The sequence below is a fragment of the Candidatus Competibacter phosphatis genome, from assembly GCF_012939995.1.
Taxonomy (GTDB): Bacteria; Pseudomonadota; Gammaproteobacteria; order Competibacterales; family Competibacteraceae; genus Competibacter; species Competibacter phosphatis.
In genome coordinates this window covers 1-19,422 of the sequence record NZ_SPMZ01000010.1, presented here as the reverse complement: position 1 = coordinate 19,422, position 19,422 = coordinate 1, and the positions used below count along the sequence as shown (strand labels likewise).

Below are 19,422 nucleotides of genomic sequence, written 5' to 3'. Positions count from 1 at the left end.
ACTAAGTTAAGGTATAGTGGGGAAAAATCTTTAGGCAAATACCGCCATTGACAACCCGTCTTGTTCAGGTAAAAAAATGGCATTTATCACTTCGCGGAGATCGACTTTACGGGGCCGACCTGTCGTATAAGGATCGGCTTTTTTTAAAATCGGCTCCAAGATTTCCCATTCTTCATCTGTCAAATCACTGGGATACCTCTTACCAGGAATTTCTTTTGGCCAAGCCATGCAGCACCTCGAATAGAATCTCTGAAATTAAAATAATCGCCGGATTTTGGCTTATTTTATCAAAAATACTATAATAATATCAATGTGTTAGTTTTTGTACAGCTTCTGAGATTGCCACGACTGCGGGCGACCGCGGCATCCAGCAGACGATTTTCCAGCTCCTCCAACGAGGTGTTGCGGTCGATCAGCAAGTTGACCATCTTTTCCAAGCTCAGCGACGAGTCGACGCAAATCGGAGCCATCGATTCAGAAGGCGGGGCAATCGTAATCGAGGGGAATAAATCGGCCAGTTCGATCATGCCATGATGCTGCGCGAGGATGACGCCGCGCTCGATCATGTTTTCCAATTCACGGATATTGCCTGGCCAGTTGTATTCTTGCAGGGCTTGCATGGCCTCCGGAGTCACGCCGCGCACTTCCTTATCGTGCCGGACCGAATGCTTGACAATGAAGCGCTTGATCAAATAGGGAATATCCTCGACGCGTTCGCGCAGCGGCGGCACTCGTACCGGGTAAATATTGAGCCGATAGTACAGATCGGCACGGAAGTGGCCGGTACGCACCGCTTCCTATAAATCCACGTTGGTTGCCGCGACCAGCCGTACATCCACGGTCCGGACCCGGGTATCGCCCACCCGTTCGAACTCACCCTCTTGCAAGACACGCAACAACTTGGCCTGAGCGCTGAACGATAGTTCGCCGACTTCATCCAGAAATAGTGTGCCACCGTCCGCCCGCTCGAACCGGCCAGGTCGCGAGACATGCGCGCCCGTGAACGCGCCTTTCTCGACCCCAAACAACTCGGATTCCAGTAACTGCTCCGGCAGGGCGGCGCAATTGATGGCCAGGAACGGTTTGTCGGCGCGGTTGCTGACGCTATGCAGGCCACGGGCGAACATCTCCTTGCCCACGCCGGTTTCACCGAGCAATAACACCGTGACGGTGCTCTTCGCGCCGCGTCGAATCAGATCGCAGGACTGGCGGAAGGCTTCCGAATCACCGACCATGTCGCCCAGGGTAGTGCGTTCATCGAAGGCATGACGCAACTCTTCGACTTGAGTTTGCAACTGCAGAATCTGCTCGGCGATCGCATCCGGCTTGAAATAGCGCAGGTCGGCCTTGACATCCTCGTTGTCGCCCCAGTCATCCAGCACCTTGCCGATGATCCGGCAACCTGTACTCCCTGCTGCGGCGCATTCCATTTCCCGGAACAGGATGAACTTACCCATCAAGGCGCTGGTGTAACCGCAGGCATAGCCTACTTGATGCCAGCAAACCGGCTCGTCGCTGACACCAAATTGCTGCGCGTAGACCTCGGCCTCAAAAGAGCCACTCCATTCGAATTCACCAAAAAATCGTCCTTCCTCCATATCGATCTCAATGTGAACAGGCCGCGCATTGACGATGCCCTCCAGCATATGCAGCCGAGGACCGACTTCCATCAACTCCAGCGGTTCGGCGTCAGGCATCTTTTCGTGCGCCATGTAGAAGTCTTGCAAGCCGGCGGCATAACCCATGCGGGTTAGCAAGCCACGCGTCCGATCGGCGCCCAAGCTATCCATCATTTCCTTGCGTAGGGCACTGAAGGCCCCTGCATGAATCAGCAGCATGCGCTGGTCATCCAGAGAAATATGACCATCACGAAAGACGAGTTTGAAAGGCTGCGGCGGGGCGGTGGAAATCGCGGGTTGGTCAATCATGGTTTCGCCATCGCTTTGTAGGTTTAGTGTCTCTTTGGCGGTTTGGGTGAGCATCCCACCCTATCAAGGATAGACCTTCATAAGGGTAGACATTCATCCTTACCATTCCATGCTGCATTGCTGGATTATTATTCAATATAATCAATTAGTTAATGATTTCATCAAATCGTCAAATAATTACCAAATTTTTTGACCAAGTCATCAATTACTTCCTGTCACTTTTTTGAATTGATGTTTGTTATCTATTTGATATAAATAAATAATAATAGATTGGCATAACTGATGCTTCAATACATTTGCGTGACACAAAAACGCGGTGCGGTGATTACGACCGCGCGAATCGTCATCCCAGCGCATCGCGCTGACTTATAAAGAATCTAATGAGATGACCACCAAATTCGATACCCAACAGCGCTTTGTCCGAGTACGACGGATCCGCGGCGACGGATTTGTCGAGTTCGATTTCGCCATTGGCGATCCCGCCTTGTACGTGGAATTGATCCTGCCAGAACCCGCATTCCAGGAATTTTGCGAAAACAACACGGTAAAGCTTCTGGATGATGAACAGGCTGCCCAGATCGACGCCGATCGCCGTGTCTGGCGCGAAGGCGACCCCAGTCATCCCACTGCCACCAAAGCGACCCGATGAGGATAAGGTCTTATGCAAATTGATATTCGCACCACTAATCTCCAACCGCTGCGCCACACGTTTGCCCATGTTGCGCGCCGGCTAGGTAGCGATAAACCAGCTTCGCGTTATCAGGAGGCCACCTTCGACCTCCAACCGACCACCAGCTTCCATTACCGTCCGCTGTGGGATCCGGAACGCGATCTGTATGACGAGCGACGCACCGCGATTCAGATGGCCGATTGGTACATCTTTAAGGATCCGCGTCAGTTCTATTACGGTTCCTGGACCATCGCCCGCGCTAAACAACAGGATTCGGTGGAACGCAATTTCGCGTTCGTCGAGAAACGCAACCTGCTCGACCTGATGACGCCGGAATGGAAACAGAAGGTGCAGGAAGCGTTGGTGCCGCTGCGCCACCTGGAATACAGCGCCAATCTGAACAACTGCTTCATCACCGCTTACGGTTACGGCGCGGCGGTTACCCAGGCCACCATGTTGGCCTCCATGGATCGACTGGGTATCGCCCAGTATCTGACCCGAATCGGTCTCGTTCTCGATGGCAACACCGGTGCCGTGCTGGATGTCGGCAAGCAAGCCTGGCTGAACGATCCAATGTGGCAACCACTGCGCGAGCTGGCCGAGGAGTTGCTCACCCTCCAAGACTGGTTCGAATTATTGGTCGCCCAGAATTTCGTGCTTGATGGGCTGTTGTACCCACTGGTCTACGAACGCTTCGACACCCGCATTTCCGAAAATGGCGGTTCGGCCCTGGCGATGCTCACCGAATTCATGGTGGATTGGTTCGCTGAAACCAATCGCTTCACCGACATGATGCTCAAGACCGCCGCCGCCGAATCCGCCGCCAACAAGACCGTATTGGAACAATGGGTACGACGCTGGACCGCTCGGGTCGCGGGCGCGCTGGCCCCCTTGACCGAGCACGTCTTTGCCGCCGAAGCCGAAGCGGTGATGCGGGAACTCCAGGATGACTTACGTACCCGCGCTAAGAAGAAATGTGGTCTGGATCTCTGACCGCGAAACCGCCAAAGCCGAGGAGTCAAGATGGCGAACAACATGGTTTACCTGGCCTTGCAGAACAACGAGGACGCACGGCCGATCATTGAAGCGATTGCCGAAGATAATCCCCACGCCACCATCAACCACTATCCCGCGATGGTCAAGATCGACGCTCCGGGTCGCTTGACGGTCAAGCGCGCCAGTGTCGAGGAAAAGTTGGGGCGGGACTGGGATCCCCAGGAAATCCAGATCAACCTGATTTCCATTTCCGGCAACGTGGTGGAAAGCGAAGAAGAATTCGCCGTGGAACGGCTGTCCTGAAATTTTTTCGAGGAGGATAAATAATGGCTAAGCCAATGAATATGCGGGATAAGTATAATCGGATGACCCGCGACCTGGGTTGGGAACCAAGCTATCAGCCCAAGTCGAAAATTTATCCGCAGATCGAATTCGAAGGCATCAAGATTGAAAACTGGGAGCAGTGGGAAGACCCCTTCCGCCTGACCATGGACGCCTACTGGAAATACCAGGCCGAGAAGGAACGCAAGTTATACGCGGTCATCGACAGCTTCGCCCAGAACAATGGCCAGTTGAACATCACCGACGCCCGCTACGTCAACGCCCTCAAGTTGTTTCTGACCGGGATCAGTCCGGCGGAGTATTCGGCGCATCGCGGGTTTTCGATGGTGGGGCGCGCTTTTCCCGGCGTCGGCGCGCAGGTGGCCTGCCAGATGCAGGCCGTCGACGAACTGCGCCATGTGCAGACCCAAGTTCATACCATCAGCCACTACAACAAATATTTCAACGGCTTCCAGGATTTCCGGCACATGCACGACCGGGTCTGGTATTTGTCGGTGCCTAAGTCGTTCTTCGAAGACGCCCAGACTGCTGGGCCGTTCGAGTTCATCACCGCGATCTCGTTTTCCTTCGAGTATGTGCTGACCAATCTGTTGTTCATGCCGTTCATGTCGGGCGCGGCTTTCAACGGCGACATGGCCACGGTGACCTTCGGCTTCTCGGCCCAGTCCGACGAAGCCCGGCACATGACCTTGGGACTGGAAGTCATCAAGTTCATGCTGCAACAACATCCCGACAACGTGCCCATCGTGCAGCGCTGGATCGATAAATGGTTCTGGCGTGGCTACCGGTTGTTGTCGCTGGTGGCGATGATGATGGACTACATGCTGCCCAAACGGGTGATGTCCTGGAAGGAAGCATGGGAGATGTACTTCGAGCAAAATGGTGGTGCCTTGTTCGAAGATTTGGCCCGCTACGGCATCCGTATGCCCAAATATTGGGAAGTCTCGGTGCAGGAGAAAGATCACCTGTCGCATCAGACTTGGGCCACCTTTTACAACTACGGCCATGCCGCCGCTTTCCATACTTGGATGCCCGACGCGGAGGAAATGGCCTGGCTGGCGGCCAAGTATCCCGACAGCTTCGACCGCTGGTACCGGCCACGCTACGAGCATTGGATCGCCCAAGAAAAAGCGGGCCATCGCTTCTACAACCCCTCGTTGCCGATGCTGTGCCAAACCTGCCAGATTCCGATGCTGTACACAGACATGGACGATCCGACCCAGGTCGTCTATCGCAGTACCGAGTACCAGGGCGAGAAGTATCACTTCTGTTCGGACGGTTGCAAGGACATCTTCGAGCACGAACCCGAGAAGTATGTCCAGGCCTGGCTGCCGGTCAATCAGATCTATCAGGGCCATTGCGGTGGAGCCACCGTACCCGAAGTGCTGAACTGGTATCACCTGAGGGACGGACAGGACAACCGCGACTACCTCTACTCCGAGGATCGCCAGAACTGGCTGCGCTGGAAAGAGGCGAGCAGCCAGTTGGAAACGACCTGATCTAGATCATTCGTCGTAGCCCCCCGCTCAGGGGGGCGAATCCCCGAACTTGATTAGTTAATGCGGCCTTTCGAGCCGTAGGGAGCTGTCATGTCTGTAAAAGCCCTGTACGACTACCCCGTCGTTCCCAAGGACACCGTGGAGCAATTCCACGGTAATCAATTGGTTTTCATCGGTTGGGATCAACACTTGATGTTTTGTTCGCCAATCGCCCTTCCCTTGCCGCCCGCACTGCCGTTCGCCGCGCTGGTGGAACAAGTGCTGACCGACGCCTATGGCCAGCACCCGGAGTTCACTCGCATCGACTGGAGCCGGGTGGAATGGCTGCTGGATGGCCAACCGTTCACCCCCAATCCGGTCGCCGGTCTGCGCGATAACGGCATCGGCCACAAATCGGTCATCCGGTTCCGCACGCCCGGCTTGAACGGCATCGCCGGTTCCGGGAGCTGAGTCGGGGGATACGCATGAGTTACCAACTCACCATTGAGCCACTGGGCCAGACCATCGAGGTCGAGGAGGGTCAGAACCTGCTGGACGCCGCGCTGCGCGCCGGCATCTGGCTGCCGCATGCCTGCTGTCATGGGCTGTGCGCCACCTGTAAGGTGCAGATCACGGATGGCGAAGTCGATTTGGGCGAAGCATCGCCGTTCGCGCTGATGGATTTCGAGCGCGACGAAAACAAATGTCTGGCTTGCTGCGCCACGCCGCTGTCGGACGTCACCATCGAAGCCGACATCGACGACGATCCCGACGCCGAGATTCATCCGGTGCAGGATTTCACCGGCACCGTGGTCAAGCTGGTGGACCTGACGCCAACCGCCAAGGGCGTGTTCATCGAACTGGACGGCGATGGCCTGTGCTTCCAGGCCGGGCACTACATCAACCTGCATTTGCCCGACATCGCCCAGCCACGCGCCTTTTCGCTGGCCAATTCACCGTCGCAACCACGTTTGATCGAGTTGAATATCCGGCGGGTGCCCGGTGGCGAAGCCACGGGCTATATCCACGACCGCCTCCAGGTCGGCGATCGGTTGGAGTTGGCCGGCCCCTATGGACGCTTCTTCGTGCGCCATTCGGCCCCGGAATCCTTGCTGTTTCTAGCGGGCGGCACCGGTCTGTCAAGCCCCAAGTCGATGATTCTCGACCGGTTGGAACAGGGCGACACTCGTCCGATCGTCCTGGTCTATGGCGCGCGCCACCGCGCGGAGCTGTATTACCACGAGCTGTTCCAGGATCTGGCGGCTCGTTATCCCAACTTCAGCTACGTTCCGGCGCTGTCCGAGCCGGAAGCGGGAGATGCTTGGGAAGGCGCGACCGGTTTTGTGCACGAGGTCGCCAAGGCGCATTTCGACAACGACTTCCGGGGCCATAAGGCTTATCTATGCGGCCCGCCGGTGATGATCGACGCTTGCATCACCACGCTGATGCAAGGGCGCTTGTTCGAGCGGGACATCTACATGGAGAAGTTCATTTCCGCCGCTGACGCCGCCCAGACAGCGCGCAAGAGCCCGCTGTTCCGGTCGATCTAGCGGAGTCGCCCATCATGACTCCACGCACTCGACCTCCCACGGGGTTCTCAACCGACGCCGCTGGTCTTGCCGGCGCCGTCGATACCGAAAATGCAGCCGCGCGCTACGACATCACCATCGCCGATACCGGCGAGCGCTACTCCTGCGCCGGTCACCAGAGCCTGTTGGCGGGCATGGAGCAACTGGGACGCAAGGGTATCCCGATCGGTTGCCGATGTGGCGGCTGCGGGATCTGCAAGATCGCCATCTTGGAAGGCGAAGTGCGGATTCAGAAGATGAGCCGTGCTCAAGTCAGCGCCGAGGAAGAGGCGCAAGGCGTAGTGCTGGCTTGCCGTGTCCGTCCGCTCAGCGCGATCCGTTTGCGGGTGCTTGGCAAGATGCACCGCGCTGTCTGTGGCCCGACAACGCCACTTATTTCAAATCCATTCCAATCCAATTTAGCCCCCTAATCACCAGAGGATACTTAAAACATGGCAATAAAAGGCGTATTGCGACCGGGGTTCATTCAAATCCGGGTTCTGGACATGGGCGAAGCGCTGGTTCACTACCTCGACCGCATCGGCCTGCATCAGGTCAGTCGCGAGGCCGATGGTCGCGTCTATCTCAAGGGCTGGGATGAATTCGATCATCACAGCATCATCCTGCGCGAAGCCGATAGCCCCGGCGTGGATCTCATGGCGTTTCGGGTCATGGACGATGCGGCGCTAACCGAATTCGAGATGCGAGTGAAGGACTGGGGCCTGAGTGTGGAGCAGGTGCCCGCCGGCGAACAGCCGGGTGTGGGTCGCCGCATCGGTTTTGAAATCCCCTCCGGGCACCGCATCGAGCTGTATGCCGAGATAGCGCGCGCCGAACATCATCCACCGATCGTCAATCCCGACGTGTGGCATGACTTGCCGCATGGCATGGGCGCCACCCGTTTCGATCATGCCTTGCTTTATGGTCCGCATGTGGATCAGGTGATGCATTTCTTCGTGGAAGCGCTGGATTTCAGCCTGGCGGAACAGGTGATGATGCCGGACGGCTTACTGGCGATCTGGTTGTCCTGCGGCAACAAGGCACACGACATCGCCTTCGTCAAGCACCCCGAGCCGGGCAAGCTGCATCACATCTCCTTCTTCCTGGAGTCCTGGCACGACGTCGGCCGCGCGGCGGACATCATCGCCCGCTACAACATCTCGCTGGACATCGGGCCGACTCGCCACGGGATCACCCGGGGCCAGACCATCTACTTCTTCGATCCTTCCGGCAACCGCAACGAGGTGTTCGCCGGCGGTTACACCTACTACCCCGACAACCCGACCCGGACTTGGAACGAGCAGGAATTGGGCAAGGCGATTTTCTACTACGAAAAAGCCCTCAACGAGCGCTTTCTGGGCGTTGTGACCTGAGCGGGCACCATGGGATGGGACGCTGCTGGGGACTGGTCCAGGCACATGCCGACCGGTTCCGGCGGCAGCCATTTCTTCCCAGTGCGGCTCACCCACTCTGTCAGTGCAGGATAACGAGGAATGCGGCATGAAAAAGATTAAGTGCGTCTTGATCGGTCCCGGCAACATCGGCACCGATCTGCTTTACAAACTGAAGCGCAGCCCGGTGTTGGAGCCGGTGTGGATGGTCGGCATCGACCCGGAATCGGAAGGGCTGGCGCGCGCACGCGAGATGGGGCTGAAGATCACGCATGAAGGCGTGGATGGCGTGCTCCCGCATGTGCTGGACGATCAGGTTCAGATTGCGTTCGACGCCACCTCGGCTTACGTCCATGCCGAAAACTCCCGCAAGTTGCAGGCGCTAGGCGTGTTGATGGTGGATCTCACCCCAGCGGCGATCGGCCCCTACTGCGTGCCGCCGGTGAATCTCAAGGAGCATGTGGGCAAGCAGGAGATGAACGTCAACATGGTCACCTGCGGTGGCCAGGCCACCATCCCGATGGTGGCGGCGGTGAGCCGGGTGCAGGACGTGCCTTATGGCGAAATCGTCGCCACGGTGTCCTCGCGCTCGGCGGGTCCCGGCACTCGCAAGAACATCGACGAATTCACCCGCACCACCGCCGGCGCGGTGGAACGGGTGGGCGGCGCCAAGAAGGGCAAGGCGATCATCATTCTCAATCCGGCCGATCCGCCGTTGATCATGCGCGACACCGTGCACTGCCTGACCGCCGAGGAGCCGAACCGCGACGCGATTATCGAATCGGTGCAGGCGATGGTGAAGGAAGTACAGAAATACGTGCCCGGCTATCGGCTGAAGAACGGCCCCGTCTTCGATGGCAATCGGATTTCCATGTATATGGAAGTGGAAGGGCTGGGCGATTATCTACCCAAGTACGCCGGCAATCTCGACATCATGACCGCCGCCGCCGCGCGCACCGCCGAGATGTTCGCCGAAGAGATTCTCAAAGGCACCTTGGTGCTGAAGAAACAGGCTGCCTGAAGGAGGGCGAACCATGAATTTGAAAGGTAAGAAAGTCGTTCTCCATGACATGTGCCTGCGCGACGGCATGCACGCCAAGCGCCATCAACTCAGTTTGGAGCAGATGGTGGCGATCGCCAAGGCGCTGGACGAGGCCGGGGTGCCGCTGATCGAAGTGACGCACGGCGACGGGCTGGGCGGTTCCTCGATCAACTATGGATTCCCGGCCCATACCGACGAGGAGTATCTGCAAGCGGTCATCCCGACCATGAAGCAGGCCAAGATTTCGGCCCTGCTGCTGCCGGGGATCGGCACGGTGGACGATCTGAAGATGGCCAAGGAGTGCGGCGTCCACACCATCCGGGTCGCCACCCACTGCACCGAGGCGGACGTTTCCGAACAGCACATCGGCCTGGCTCGCAAGATGGACATGGACACCGTCGGCTTCTTGATGATGTCGCACATGGTCGGCCCGGAGAAGATCGTGGAGCAGGCCCGGTTGATGGAGTCCTACGGCGCCAACTGCATCTACTGCACCGACTCCGCCGGATACATGCTGCCGGAGGATGTGACCGTGCGCCTTGGCCTGTTGCGGGAGAAGCTGAAGCCGGAAACCGAGTTGGGCTTTCACGGCCATCACAACTTGGCGATGGGCATCGCTAATTCTCTCGCCGCGATCGAAGCCGGCGCGGTGCGGGTCGATGGTTCCGTCGCCGGCTTGGGCGCGGGCGCGGGCAACACCCCGCTGGAAGTGTTCGCCGCCGTGCTCGACCGCATGGAGGTGGAAACCGGCGTCGATCTCTACAAGCTGATGGACGTGGCCGAGGACTTGGTGACGCCGCTGATGGATCACCCGATCCGCATCGATCGCGACGCCCTGACGCTCGGTTATGCCGGGGTTTACAGCTCCTTCCTGCTGTTCGCCAAGCGCGCCCAGGCCAAGTATGGCGTCTCGGCTCGCGACGTGTTGGTGGAGCTGGGGCGGCGCGGCACCGTCGGCGGCCAGGAAGACATGATCGAAGATCTGGCGCTGGATATGGCCAAGCTGCGCGGCGATCTGGGGACCGCGGACATCGGCGACATGGCGTGAGGGTACGCCCTCTCCCAAAGGGAGAGGGCTTGAAGATCCCAAGGAGGAGACTGAATTACATGAATAGAACCAAAAAAATCCTGTCGCTGGCTCTTCCGGTACTGTTGGTCGGCTCCAGCGCCATGGCCAAGGAAGGCCCCGATCAGTACCCGAACGGCGCCGAGAATTTTCTGGCCGGCGCCTTGCCGCCACCGGGTAACTACTTCATCAATTACCTCGGCTACTACCAGGGCGATTACCGCGACAACAGCGGCGATAAGGTGCCTGGTTTGAAGGTTAACGCCACCTTCGACGCCCTGCGCTACATCTTCGTCAGCAACCACAAGCTGTTCGGCGGCGACTGGGGAATGCACGCTATCGTGCCGTTCGTCTACCAGAACATGGACACCCCGTTTCCCGCGATCGGTAATGGCAGCGTGTTTGGTCTGGGCGATATCACCATCGATCCGATCATCATCGGTTGGCACTTCCCGCCCGATTGGCACATCACCGTTGGTTTGGACATCAACTTGCCCACCGGCAAGTACAGCAGTACCGATCCCACCGACAGCATCGGCGCCAACTACTACAGTTTCGAGCCGATCTTCGCCTTCACCTACCTGAACCAAGGCGGTTTCGAGGTCTCGGCCAAGCTGATGTACAACATCAAGACCGAGAACAACGACACCAACTACCAATCTGGCGACGAATTTCACATGGATTACCTGATCGGCCAGCATTTTGGGCCGTGGGCGGTGGGACTGGGCGGTTACTACCTCAAGCAGACCGAGGATGACAAGCAGAACGGCCAGACCGTCGACCCGGACGGCAATCGCGGTCAGGTGTTCGCCTTCGGTCCGGCGGTGAAATACGACTACAAGGGCATGAGTTTCATCGGCACCTGGGATCACGAAACCGATGTCAAGAATCGGTTTCAGGGCAACAAGTTCTATTTCAAGTTCATTACCGCCTTCTAAGCGATGACCGCGAAGTACACGAGGAGTCAAGCGATGCAGATCGCGATCGCGCAAGCCACCATCCACTGGGAAGCCGCCAACGCGGCGGTGACGGCGGCGGTGCGGCAAGCCGAAGCTCTCGGCATCCGCGTCAACGTCGCCGTGGTCGACACGGGCGGCAATCTGATGGCGTTTCTGCGCATGCCAGGCGCGTTCCTGCACTCGATCGACATCGCCATCGACAAAGCGTACACGGCGGCCGGTTTCGGTTTCCCGACTAGCGCCTGGAGCGAGGCGCTGCAATCCCACTCGCCGGCGGTACGAACCGGTTTGCCGTTGCGACCGCGTTTGGTGGCCTTCGGCGGCGGCCTGGCGTTGCGCAGCGAAGAACAGGTGATTGGCGGCATTGGCGTTTCCGGCGGGTCCGAGGACGAGGACGAGCGCTGCGCGCGCGCCGGTGTGGAAGCCATCGGCTTGAGCGTTTAACCGGGCGAAACCGATCCACCCTATTGAGACTGAGAGAAAGACATGAAAGAGATCAAGAATTTTATCAATGGCGAATTCATCACCAACCTGAGCGGCAAGACCTTCGAGAAGCGCACGCCGATCGATAATTCATTGATTGGCAAGGTCTATGAGGCCGGTCAAGCGGAAGTCAACGATGCCGTCACGGCCGCTCGGGCCGCGCTGAAAGGGCCATGGGGCCAGTTGTCGGTGGTCGAACGTGTCAATCTGTTGGACGCGGTCGCCAACGAGATCAACCGTCGCTTCGACGATTTTCTCGAAGCTGAAATCGCCGACACCGGCAAACCGCACAGCCTGGCTTCGCATGTCGACATTCCGCGTGGCGCGGCCAATTTCAAGATTTTCGCCGACACCATCAAGAACGCCTCAACCGAATCCTTCGAGATGCGCACGCCCGATGGCCGGACCGCGCGCAGTTACGGCGTGCGGGTGCCGCGCGGCGTGATCGCGGTGGTCTGCCCGTGGAACTTACCGCTGCTGCTGATGACCTGGAAAGTGGGGCCGGCGCTGGCCTGCGGCAATACGGTAGTGGTCAAGCCGTCCGAGGAAACCCCCAGCACCGCCACCTTGCTGGGCGAGGTCATGAATCAGGTCGGCGTGCCCAACGGCGTTTACAACGTCGTGCATGGCTTTGGCCCGGATTCCGCTGGCGCGTTTCTGACGTCGCATCCCGGCGTGAATGGCGTCACCTTCACCGGTGAGACCCGCACCGGCACGGCGATCATGAAAGCCGCCGCCGATGGCATCCGGCCCGTTTCGCTCGAACTGGGCGGAAAGAACGCCGCCGTGGTGTTCGCCGACTGCGATTTCGAGGTCGCGGTGCAGACCGTCACCCGCTCGGTGTTCGAAAACTGCGGTCAGGTATGCTTGGGCACCGAACGGGTTTATGTCGAACGGCCGATTTTCGACAAGTTTGTGGCCGCGCTGAAGCAGCAAGCCGAAGCGATGAAACCCGGTCTGCCCAACGATCCCGCCACCAAGATCGGGCCGCTGGTCAGTCAGGAACATCTGCGCAAGGTGCTTCATTACTACCAGAAAGCCAAGGAGGAAGGCGCGACCGTCGTTACCGGCGGCGGCGTGCCCGACATGCCGGACGCCTTGAAGGACGGTGCTTGGGTGCAGCCGACCATCTGGACCGGCTTACCGGAAACGGCGGCGGTGGTGCAGGAAGAAATCTTTGGGCCGTGCTGCCACATCCAGCCGTTCGACACCGAGGAAGAAGCGGTGCGCATGGCCAACGATACGCCCTATGGTTTGGCGACCTCGATCTACACACAGGATCTCAGCCGCGCCAGCCGCCTCGCCACCCGGATCGAAGTCGGCTTGTGTTGGATCAACAGTTGGTTCCTGCGCGATCTGCGCACCTCCTTCGGCGGTTCCAAGCAGTCCGGCATCGGCCGCGAAGGCGGCTTGCACTCACTGGAGTTCTACACCGACCTGCGCAACGTGATGATCAAATTCTGAGCATCCCGATATGAATCCCAATCCCGAACTGGGCATCCGGGTGCGCACCGGCGCGTTCGAGACCAATGTGCATGATGTCGGCAGCGGCGCGCCGGTGGTGCTGATCCACGGTTCCGGCCCGGGCGTCAGCGCCTGGGCCAATTGGCGTTTGGTGTTGCCGGCGCTGGCGCAGCGCCGCCGGGCGATCGCGCCCGATATGGTCGGCTTCGGCTATAGCGATCGTCCCGCCGGCTTCCGCTACGACATGGAGACCTGGGTTCAGCAGACCTTGGATTTGCTGGATGCCTTGGATCTGGAGCGCGCCGATCTGATCGGCAATTCGTTCGGTGGCGCGCTAGCCTTGGCGCTGGCGATTCGTGCGCCGCAACGCGTGCGCCGCTTGGTGCTGATGGGGTCGGTCGGCGTACCGTTCCCGATCACGCCGGGACTCGACGCGGTGTGGGGCTATCAGCCGTCGTTCGAGAGTATGCGCGCCCTGCTGGATCTCTTTGCCTACAGCCGCGAACTGGTCAATGACGAACTCGCGCAATTGCGCTACGAAGCGAGTATACGGCCCGGCTTCCAGGAGTCGTTCGCGGCGATGTTTCCAGCGCCACGGCAGCGTTGGGTGGACGCGATGGCGAGCGCCGAAGCCGACATCCGTGCCCTGCCGCATGAAACCTTGATCGTGCATGGCCGTGAAGACCAGGTGATCCCGCTGGAAAATTCGCTGACCTTGACGCAGTGGATTCCGAACGCGCAATTGCACGTCTTCGGCTGTTGTGGCCACTGGACCCAGATCGAACACAGCGCCCGCTTCAATCGCTTGGTCGAGGATTTCTTCGCCGAGGCCGACCGCTAGACTTCTTCCACTTTCGAGACTTCTCATGGATAAAACCCACATTGAATGCTATGGCGACGAGTTGTATCAGGCGCTCGTCGCGCGCGAGGCGGTCGCGCCGCTGACCGACCGCGAACCGGATATGACCATCGAAGACGCCTATCAGATTCAGTTGCGTATGATTCAGCGCCGGCTGGATCTGGGCGAAACGGTGATCGGCAAGAAAATCGGCGTCACCAGCAAAGTGGTGATGGACATGCTCAAGGTGAGCCAGCCGGATTTCGGGCATCTGCTGTCGGGGATGGTGTTCAGCGAAGGCGAACCGATTCCGGCCAACAGCCTGATCGCGCCGCGCGCCGAAGCTGAAGTCGCTTTCATGCTCAAGCGCGATTTGCAGGGACCGGGGGTGATGGCGGCGGACGTGCTGCGCGCCACCGAATGCGTGATGCCCTGCTTCGAGATCGTCGATTCCCGCATCCAAGATTGGAAGATCAAGATTCAGGACACGGTCGCCGACAATGCTTCCTGCGGCGTGTTCATACTGGGCGGGGTTCGCGCCGATCCGCGCCGGCTGGACTTGGCGCTGGCCGGCATGGTGCTGGAAAAGAACGGCGAGGTGATCAGCACCGCGACCGGGGCCGCCGTGCAGGGATCGCCGGTCAATGCGGTGGCGTGGTTGGCCAATACGCTGGGACGGTTGGGCATCACCCTCAAAGCCGGCGAGGTCATCCTGTCCGGCTCACAGTCGCCCTTGGTGCCGGTCGTGGCTGGCGACAGTCTGTATTGCAGCGTCGGCGGCTTGGGCAATGCGGCGGTTCGCTTCATCTAACCTCGGGGAAAAGAGCATGAAACTCGATCAGACCACCATCGCCCAGTTAGCCGAATATCTTGAAAATGCCGAGCTGAATGCGCGCGATGTCACCAAGATCACCGATGAATATCCCGATATGGATTGGGATGACTGCTACGCGATCCAGTACGAGATCCGGCGGCGCAAGGAAGCGCGCGGGCATCGGATCGCGGGCATGAAAGCCGGCCTGACCTCCCGCGCCAAGATGAAGCAGATGGGCGTGGAAACGCCGGTATTCGGCTTCGTGTTCGATTACATGTCCTGCCCGGACGGCGGCGAGATCAAGACCTCGGAGTTGATCCATCCCAAGGTGGAGGCGGAAATCTGCTTTGTCACCAAAGCGCCGTTGCGCGGGCCGGGTTGTCACGTCGGCGCGGTGTTGGCCGCGACCGATTTCGTGATTCCCGCAGTGGAAATCATCGATTCACGTTACCGCGACTTCAAGTTCGACCTGAAGAGCGTCATCGCTGACAATACCTCGTCCTCGCGCTTCGTGGTGGGTGGGCGGATGCGCGATCCGGCCGAACTCGACCTGCGCACTTTGGGCGTGGTGTTGGAGAAGAATGGCGAGGTCGTGTCGATGGCGGCAGGCGCGGCGGTGCTTGGCCATCCGGCGATCCCGGTGGCGATGCTGGCTAACCAGTTGGCGCAGCGCGGCGAGGAAATTCCTGCTGGAACCTTCATCATGACCGGTGGCGTCACCGAAGCGATCGCGGTGCAGGCCGGGGACCACGTCATGGCTCGGTTCCAGGATTTGGGCAGTGTGTCGATGCGCTTCGTTTAAGGCGCTGTCTCTCCGGTTGGAGCGCGCGTTCGTAGCAAAACTTTAAGGTGGAGATTCATCATGCCATTTGCGCAAATTCACATTCTTGAAGGCCGTACCGAGGAGCAGAAACGGGCTGTCATCGAAAAAGTCACCGATGCCTTGTGCGAAGCCGTGGGCGCGCCGCGCGAGGCCGTCCGCGTCCTGATTCAGGAGNNGNCCNAGCTGGGGCATTGCCGGAAAATCGGCCAAGGACCTTGGGCGCTGAACCACGGGTTGGCACCCTGGTTCGGCGCCGAGGTTCTTGGTCGGGGAATTATTGCAGAAACGCCTTGCCAAGCGGCAAGGCGTGAAGAGCGGGGTAGCATCTCAGCGGCATGAGAAGTCATGCTCCCTCATGCCGCTGAATTTATCGCGGATTGCACGGATGCTGCCTATTACTGAGCGTTGACGATCACGAAGTTCTGATGCGGTTCGGCCCAGCGCAGCGTGACGTTCTTGCCGGCCTGCGGGAAGTTGGCGATCGGATATTCGCCGCTGGCTCCTTGCAGGAACTCCACACCCAGGGTGGTCACGGTGAAGTTCACATTGGCGAACTCCGTACCGTCGGCGATGACCCGCAAATTGTGGCTACCGTTGCCCAACCGGTTCCAGTTGAAGGTGTAGCCAAACCCGTTGTTGTCGTCGCCGCAGGTCGCCGCCGTATCGGGCCGGGTGGTACCGTAAGCCACTTGCTGCCGGGTACCGCCGTCGATCTGGATTTCCACCGTGCTCGCTTGGCAGATCCAACCCCGGATCAGACCGATGCCACTCTCGAAGGAACCCTGTTGCGGGCTCTCCAGGTTGGCGAGGAGTTGCGACAGCGGGGCTGCGGCGGTCGGTTGAACGCTGGCCGCATTCCGGCTGGCGCCGACGATGACGAAATTCTGGTGTGGTTCGGCCCAGCGCACGGTGACGTTGTCGCCGGTTTGCGGGAAGTTGGGTAGGGTCGCTTCGCCGCTGGCGCCTTCCAGGTACTCCACGCCCAGGGTAGTTACATTGAAATCGACATTGGCGAACTCCACGCTGTCGGCGTAAGCCCGCAGATTGTGCGCACCATTACCTAAGCGATTCCAGTTGAAGGTGTAACCAAAGCCATTGTTGGTATCGCCGCAAGCCGCCAGAGTATCTTCGCGGGTAGTGCCATAAGCCACCTGTTGCCGATCACCACCGTCGATCTGGATTTCCACCTTGTTGGCTTGACAGGCCCAGCCCCGAATCAGACCGACTCCGCTTTCCGCCGAGCCTTGGGTTGGACTTTCCAGATTGCGGTTGTACTGTCCGTTACAGGCCTGACCAGCATACGGGAGGGTATCCGGGATGATCTGCACCCCGGTGCTGTAGATCTGATCGGGTTCGAGCGTACCGGCGGTGTCGAAGGTCACCTCGATCATGAACGCCGTCCAGCCGGTGGCCGGCCGTTGCACCACTCCGAGATAGGTGCCGTCGGCCTGCGGGGCCAAGGTCTGGCTGGTCCAGACCGCTCCGATTTCCTCCAGCCGGAAATCCCGGGCATTGGGGTTGGTCGCCTGCCACAGTTTTACTTCCTTGGGTTGAGCGGTGGGCGACACCCGCAGCACCCCCTCCCCTTCCATCGCCCAGGTGATCTGGTGGCTGGTCTTGCCGTCCAGAATGTCGTCCATCCACGAGAGCGCCTTGACGATGGTGTCGTCGCTCTGCTTGTGGTCGGTGTTCGGCGTGTAGCGCAGCCACTTGGGGCCGATGAGATCGGAGTAATAGAACCGTGAGGAATCGGAGACGAAGAACTGATCGCCGGTGGCATTGAGGATCAGCTTAGGCATGGTGTAGCGGTCGCGGTAAGCATAGGGGTCCACGACCTGCAACAAGGCTTGGCCTTCGGGCGTTTGCACCCGACAGGGCAGATCGAATTCCACGTAATCCTTCAATGCGGGTGCGAAGAAACCGTAGGCTTCCCAGTGGTGAATGAACTGCCGACCCAGATTGAGCATATCGATCGAGGCCGGCACGATGGCCTTGACTCGCGGGTCCACGGCGGCGGTCAGCCAGGTGGTCCAACCGCGTTTGGAACCGCCCAGGACCAGAAAGTTATCGATCCGCGTGCCCTTGCTGGCGGCGAATTCCTGCACCGTGTCCATGGCGCGAACGGCGGCCTTGGTCATCGCCAGATGTACCGCCCACTCCATGTCGCCGGTATCCAGCGCCTTATCCAGGCTGTAGGCGAGAATTTCGTCTTCCTTCCGCCCGCGGTTGGTTTCGTCGGTGAAATACAGCGGCTGATTGGGGACCTGCCGGACCTCGGCGAGCACCGCGCCGGTCGCAACGACCGCCGCCCCGACTGCGTCGGGTACTTCGGTGATCGGTGTGCCGCCGTTGCTGCCGCCGTCGATCAACAGAATGGCGGTTTTGGTGGTGTCCAATCCGAGCTGGGGGATGACCAGTACCACCTCGTGCTTCCAGATAGTGCGATCCACCTCGCTGGGCGATCGCCACTGCTGGGAAGTCATTTCGATAAAATAGGCGGTGAATCCGACGCCTTTTTGGGTGTGATAGAGGCTGTAACTATAGTTTGGGTCCGTTTTGGCCACGTACTGGTCCAGAGCGGTTTCCGCCGCCCAGCCGCCACGAGCCAGAGCGAACGTCAGCAATATCAATAACGAGACATATCGCGAGAATTTATTGAATTTATCGAACATGGCGTCTGTTTTTCCTCTCTTTTGGGCTTGCATGAAGATGGTTGCCCTATTGATCTATGTTAATTGAAAGGTGATTAATTATACAATCGTCGCTAAGGTTGGTTCATGGTCCTTATGACTTTTATTCCCTGGGAAAAAGTCCGCCAGCATGACGGCGCCACCGCGCTCGAATCCAAATTCGAACCTCCATAGCTTTCCCCGTGGACACTCGCTAGGCTATTTGAGTATCTTGCGGCACCCCACTTCCAACCCTTGTTTTACTCCGGAGACCCTCATGAAGCCTTCCTTGTTTGCAGTCGCCCTGTGTCTGACCGCCAGTCTGCTGACGCCGCCGGCCTTGGCCAAGAAAACCCAGATGAAAAACATCGATTTCGGCGAGATCACCTGTGGGGAATTCTTGCAGGAGCTGTCCACCAGTTCCTCCGAGGACGCGGGTGTCGTGCTGATGTGGATCGACGGTTATCTGAGCGGCGTATCCGGTGACACCAGCCTGAATTGGAAGGATCTGGAAAAATTCAGTACCAACCTGGTCGCCTATTGCGGCAAAAAACCTGACGAGAAGGTCTTGGATGCCGCCGAGGCGGTTGGCATTGCCGAGTGAGCGGCGATGATCGTTCTCAACGGTACTGTCGCAGATACCACCACTCGTAGAAGCGCTTGGCCTGGTGACCGAACCAGGACGGCGGCAGAGTGAACAGCCGCTCCGGCGTGCGCCAGACCAGCATCCCGCGATCCAGCATGTCCACGATGCAGATCAATTCGGTCTTGAAGGTCGCGGTCGCCGACTTGCCGTCCAATTCGGCCAGCAAGTTGGCGGCGGCGGCTCGCGCTTGCAGGTCGGCGATGTGGGCCTGCTTGGGCATCCAATCCGGCCCCGGAAAACTGCCG

The 19,422-nt window shown here is 59.0% G+C and carries 20 protein-coding genes and 3 pseudogenes; 18 read left to right on the top strand and 5 right to left on the bottom strand.

Features of this window, described 5'->3' with window-relative positions; translation table 11 throughout:
• The 3 genes and pseudogenes from E4P82_RS03295 to E4P82_RS03285 form a co-directional block, all read right to left on the bottom strand.
• Positions 1-228 (bottom strand): annotated as a pseudogene (locus E4P82_RS03295) (transposase); the annotation flags it as partial.
• Positions 229-296: 68 nt separating this feature from the next.
• Positions 297-731: an AAA-type ATPase lid domain-containing protein gene (locus E4P82_RS03290; RefSeq protein ID WP_169247563.1), complete on the bottom strand. Its 435-nt coding sequence runs from the start codon at positions 729-731 to the stop codon at positions 297-299.
• Between the two features lie 66 nt (positions 732-797).
• Entirely contained in the window at positions 798-1,928 is a 1,131-nt protein-coding gene (locus E4P82_RS03285) for a sigma-54-dependent Fis family transcriptional regulator (RefSeq protein ID WP_169247562.1), read from the bottom strand.
• 385 nt (positions 1,929-2,313) lie between these two features.
• Between E4P82_RS03285 and E4P82_RS03280 the strand changes: the two genes are divergently transcribed.
• From E4P82_RS03280 to E4P82_RS03200, 17 genes and pseudogenes are all read left to right on the top strand, one after another.
• Positions 2,314-2,577: a phenol hydroxylase subunit gene (locus E4P82_RS03280; RefSeq protein ID WP_169247561.1), complete on the top strand. Its 264-nt coding sequence runs from the start codon at positions 2,314-2,316 to the stop codon at positions 2,575-2,577.
• Positions 2,578-2,589: 12 nt separating this feature from the next.
• Positions 2,590-3,591, top strand: coding sequence for an aromatic/alkene monooxygenase hydroxylase subunit beta (locus E4P82_RS03275; RefSeq protein WP_169247560.1), 1,002 nt, complete (start codon positions 2,590-2,592; stop codon positions 3,589-3,591).
• 30 nt (positions 3,592-3,621) lie between these two features.
• Positions 3,622-3,897: an MmoB/DmpM family protein gene (locus tag E4P82_RS03270; RefSeq protein ID WP_169247559.1), complete on the top strand. Its 276-nt coding sequence runs from the start codon at positions 3,622-3,624 to the stop codon at positions 3,895-3,897.
• 23 nt (positions 3,898-3,920) lie between these two features.
• Positions 3,921-5,435: an aromatic/alkene/methane monooxygenase hydroxylase/oxygenase subunit alpha gene (locus E4P82_RS03265; RefSeq protein WP_169247558.1), complete on the top strand. Its 1,515-nt coding sequence runs from the start codon at positions 3,921-3,923 to the stop codon at positions 5,433-5,435.
• Between the two features lie 90 nt (positions 5,436-5,525).
• Positions 5,526-5,885: a phenol hydroxylase subunit P4 gene (locus E4P82_RS03260; protein WP_169247557.1), complete on the top strand. Its 360-nt coding sequence runs from the start codon at positions 5,526-5,528 to the stop codon at positions 5,883-5,885.
• Between the two features lie 14 nt (positions 5,886-5,899).
• Entirely contained in the window at positions 5,900-6,964 is a 1,065-nt protein-coding gene (locus E4P82_RS03255) for an NADH:ubiquinone reductase (Na(+)-transporting) subunit F (RefSeq protein WP_169247556.1), read from the top strand.
• Between the two features lie 14 nt (positions 6,965-6,978).
• The gene (locus E4P82_RS03250; RefSeq protein WP_169247555.1) at positions 6,979-7,413 is read left to right on the top strand and encodes a 2Fe-2S iron-sulfur cluster binding domain-containing protein; all 435 of its coding nucleotides are present in this window, start codon (positions 6,979-6,981) and stop codon (positions 7,411-7,413) included.
• 21 nt (positions 7,414-7,434) lie between these two features.
• Complete coding sequence (locus E4P82_RS03245; protein WP_169247554.1) at positions 7,435-8,355, top strand: catechol 2,3-dioxygenase; 921 nt, start codon at positions 7,435-7,437, stop codon at positions 8,353-8,355.
• Positions 8,356-8,482: 127 nt separating this feature from the next.
• Positions 8,483-9,394: an acetaldehyde dehydrogenase (acetylating) gene (locus E4P82_RS03240; RefSeq protein ID WP_169247553.1), complete on the top strand. Its 912-nt coding sequence runs from the start codon at positions 8,483-8,485 to the stop codon at positions 9,392-9,394.
• A 13-nt stretch (positions 9,395-9,407) separates the two neighbouring features.
• Complete coding sequence (dmpG, locus tag E4P82_RS03235) at positions 9,408-10,463, top strand: 4-hydroxy-2-oxovalerate aldolase (RefSeq protein ID WP_169247552.1); 1,056 nt, start codon at positions 9,408-9,410, stop codon at positions 10,461-10,463.
• Between the two features lie 59 nt (positions 10,464-10,522).
• The gene (locus E4P82_RS03230) at positions 10,523-11,419 is read left to right on the top strand and encodes a SphA family protein (RefSeq protein WP_169247551.1); all 897 of its coding nucleotides are present in this window, start codon (positions 10,523-10,525) and stop codon (positions 11,417-11,419) included.
• Positions 11,420-11,452: 33 nt separating this feature from the next.
• A complete protein-coding gene (locus E4P82_RS03225; protein ID WP_169247550.1) occupies positions 11,453-11,884 on the top strand; it encodes a GlcG/HbpS family heme-binding protein in 432 nt (143 codons plus the stop codon).
• 42 nt (positions 11,885-11,926) lie between these two features.
• Positions 11,927-13,387: a 2-hydroxymuconic semialdehyde dehydrogenase gene (locus E4P82_RS03220; protein ID WP_169247549.1), complete on the top strand. Its 1,461-nt coding sequence runs from the start codon at positions 11,927-11,929 to the stop codon at positions 13,385-13,387.
• Between the two features lie 10 nt (positions 13,388-13,397).
• A complete protein-coding gene (locus E4P82_RS03215; protein ID WP_169247548.1) occupies positions 13,398-14,228 on the top strand; it encodes an alpha/beta fold hydrolase in 831 nt (276 codons plus the stop codon).
• Between the two features lie 25 nt (positions 14,229-14,253).
• The gene (dmpE, locus tag E4P82_RS03210; protein WP_169247547.1) at positions 14,254-15,036 is read left to right on the top strand and encodes a 2-oxopent-4-enoate hydratase; all 783 of its coding nucleotides are present in this window, start codon (positions 14,254-14,256) and stop codon (positions 15,034-15,036) included.
• 16 nt (positions 15,037-15,052) lie between these two features.
• Positions 15,053-15,841, top strand: a complete 789-nt coding sequence (gene dmpH, locus E4P82_RS03205) for a 2-oxo-3-hexenedioate decarboxylase (protein ID WP_169247546.1) — start codon at positions 15,053-15,055, stop codon at positions 15,839-15,841.
• A gap of 60 nt (positions 15,842-15,901) precedes the next feature.
• A pseudogene (locus E4P82_RS03200) lies at positions 15,902-16,088 on the top strand (2-hydroxymuconate tautomerase).
• 169 nt (positions 16,089-16,257) lie between these two features.
• On the opposite strand, the gene E4P82_RS03195 reads toward E4P82_RS03200, so the two are convergent.
• The gene (locus E4P82_RS03195) at positions 16,258-18,534 is read right to left on the bottom strand and encodes a PhoPQ-activated pathogenicity-related family protein (RefSeq protein WP_169247545.1); all 2,277 of its coding nucleotides are present in this window, start codon (positions 18,532-18,534) and stop codon (positions 16,258-16,260) included.
• Positions 18,535-18,808: 274 nt separating this feature from the next.
• Here E4P82_RS03195 and E4P82_RS03190 point away from each other — a divergent pair, with 274 nt between their 5' ends.
• Positions 18,809-19,135 (top strand): HdeA/HdeB family chaperone, encoded by a 327-nt coding sequence (locus tag E4P82_RS03190; protein ID WP_169247544.1) that lies wholly within the window; start codon positions 18,809-18,811, stop codon positions 19,133-19,135.
• A 16-nt stretch (positions 19,136-19,151) separates the two neighbouring features.
• On the opposite strand, the pseudogene E4P82_RS03185 reads toward E4P82_RS03190, so the two are convergent.
• Positions 19,152-19,422: pseudogene (locus E4P82_RS03185) on the bottom strand (NAD(P)/FAD-dependent oxidoreductase); the annotation flags it as partial.

Bases quoted from the DNA above. Each gene is read 5' to 3' on its own strand.
- E4P82_RS03285 (WP_169247562.1), bottom strand. From the start codon at position 1,928: ATGATTGACCAACCCGCGATTTCCACCGCCCCGCCGCAGCCTTTCAAA.
- E4P82_RS03280 (WP_169247561.1), top strand. From the start codon at position 2,314: ATGACCACCAAATTCGATACCCAACAGCGCTTTGTCCGAGTACGACGG.
- E4P82_RS03275 (WP_169247560.1), top strand. From the start codon at position 2,590: ATGCAAATTGATATTCGCACCACTAATCTCCAACCGCTGCGCCACACG.
- E4P82_RS03270 (WP_169247559.1), top strand. From the start codon at position 3,622: ATGGCGAACAACATGGTTTACCTGGCCTTGCAGAACAACGAGGACGCA.
- E4P82_RS03265 (WP_169247558.1), top strand. From the start codon at position 3,921: ATGGCTAAGCCAATGAATATGCGGGATAAGTATAATCGGATGACCCGC.
- E4P82_RS03260 (WP_169247557.1), top strand. From the start codon at position 5,526: ATGTCTGTAAAAGCCCTGTACGACTACCCCGTCGTTCCCAAGGACACC.
- E4P82_RS03255 (WP_169247556.1), top strand. From the start codon at position 5,900: ATGAGTTACCAACTCACCATTGAGCCACTGGGCCAGACCATCGAGGTC.
- E4P82_RS03250 (WP_169247555.1), top strand. From the start codon at position 6,979: ATGACTCCACGCACTCGACCTCCCACGGGGTTCTCAACCGACGCCGCT.
- E4P82_RS03245 (WP_169247554.1), top strand. From the start codon at position 7,435: ATGGCAATAAAAGGCGTATTGCGACCGGGGTTCATTCAAATCCGGGTT.
- E4P82_RS03240 (WP_169247553.1), top strand. From the start codon at position 8,483: ATGAAAAAGATTAAGTGCGTCTTGATCGGTCCCGGCAACATCGGCACC.
- dmpG (WP_169247552.1), top strand. From the start codon at position 9,408: ATGAATTTGAAAGGTAAGAAAGTCGTTCTCCATGACATGTGCCTGCGC.
- E4P82_RS03230 (WP_169247551.1), top strand. From the start codon at position 10,523: ATGAATAGAACCAAAAAAATCCTGTCGCTGGCTCTTCCGGTACTGTTG.
- E4P82_RS03225 (WP_169247550.1), top strand. From the start codon at position 11,453: ATGCAGATCGCGATCGCGCAAGCCACCATCCACTGGGAAGCCGCCAAC.
- E4P82_RS03220 (WP_169247549.1), top strand. From the start codon at position 11,927: ATGAAAGAGATCAAGAATTTTATCAATGGCGAATTCATCACCAACCTG.
- E4P82_RS03215 (WP_169247548.1), top strand. From the start codon at position 13,398: ATGAATCCCAATCCCGAACTGGGCATCCGGGTGCGCACCGGCGCGTTC.
- dmpE (WP_169247547.1), top strand. From the start codon at position 14,254: ATGGATAAAACCCACATTGAATGCTATGGCGACGAGTTGTATCAGGCG.
- dmpH (WP_169247546.1), top strand. From the start codon at position 15,053: ATGAAACTCGATCAGACCACCATCGCCCAGTTAGCCGAATATCTTGAA.
- E4P82_RS03195 (WP_169247545.1), bottom strand. From the start codon at position 18,534: ATGTTCGATAAATTCAATAAATTCTCGCGATATGTCTCGTTATTGATA.
- E4P82_RS03190 (WP_169247544.1), top strand. From the start codon at position 18,809: ATGAAGCCTTCCTTGTTTGCAGTCGCCCTGTGTCTGACCGCCAGTCTG.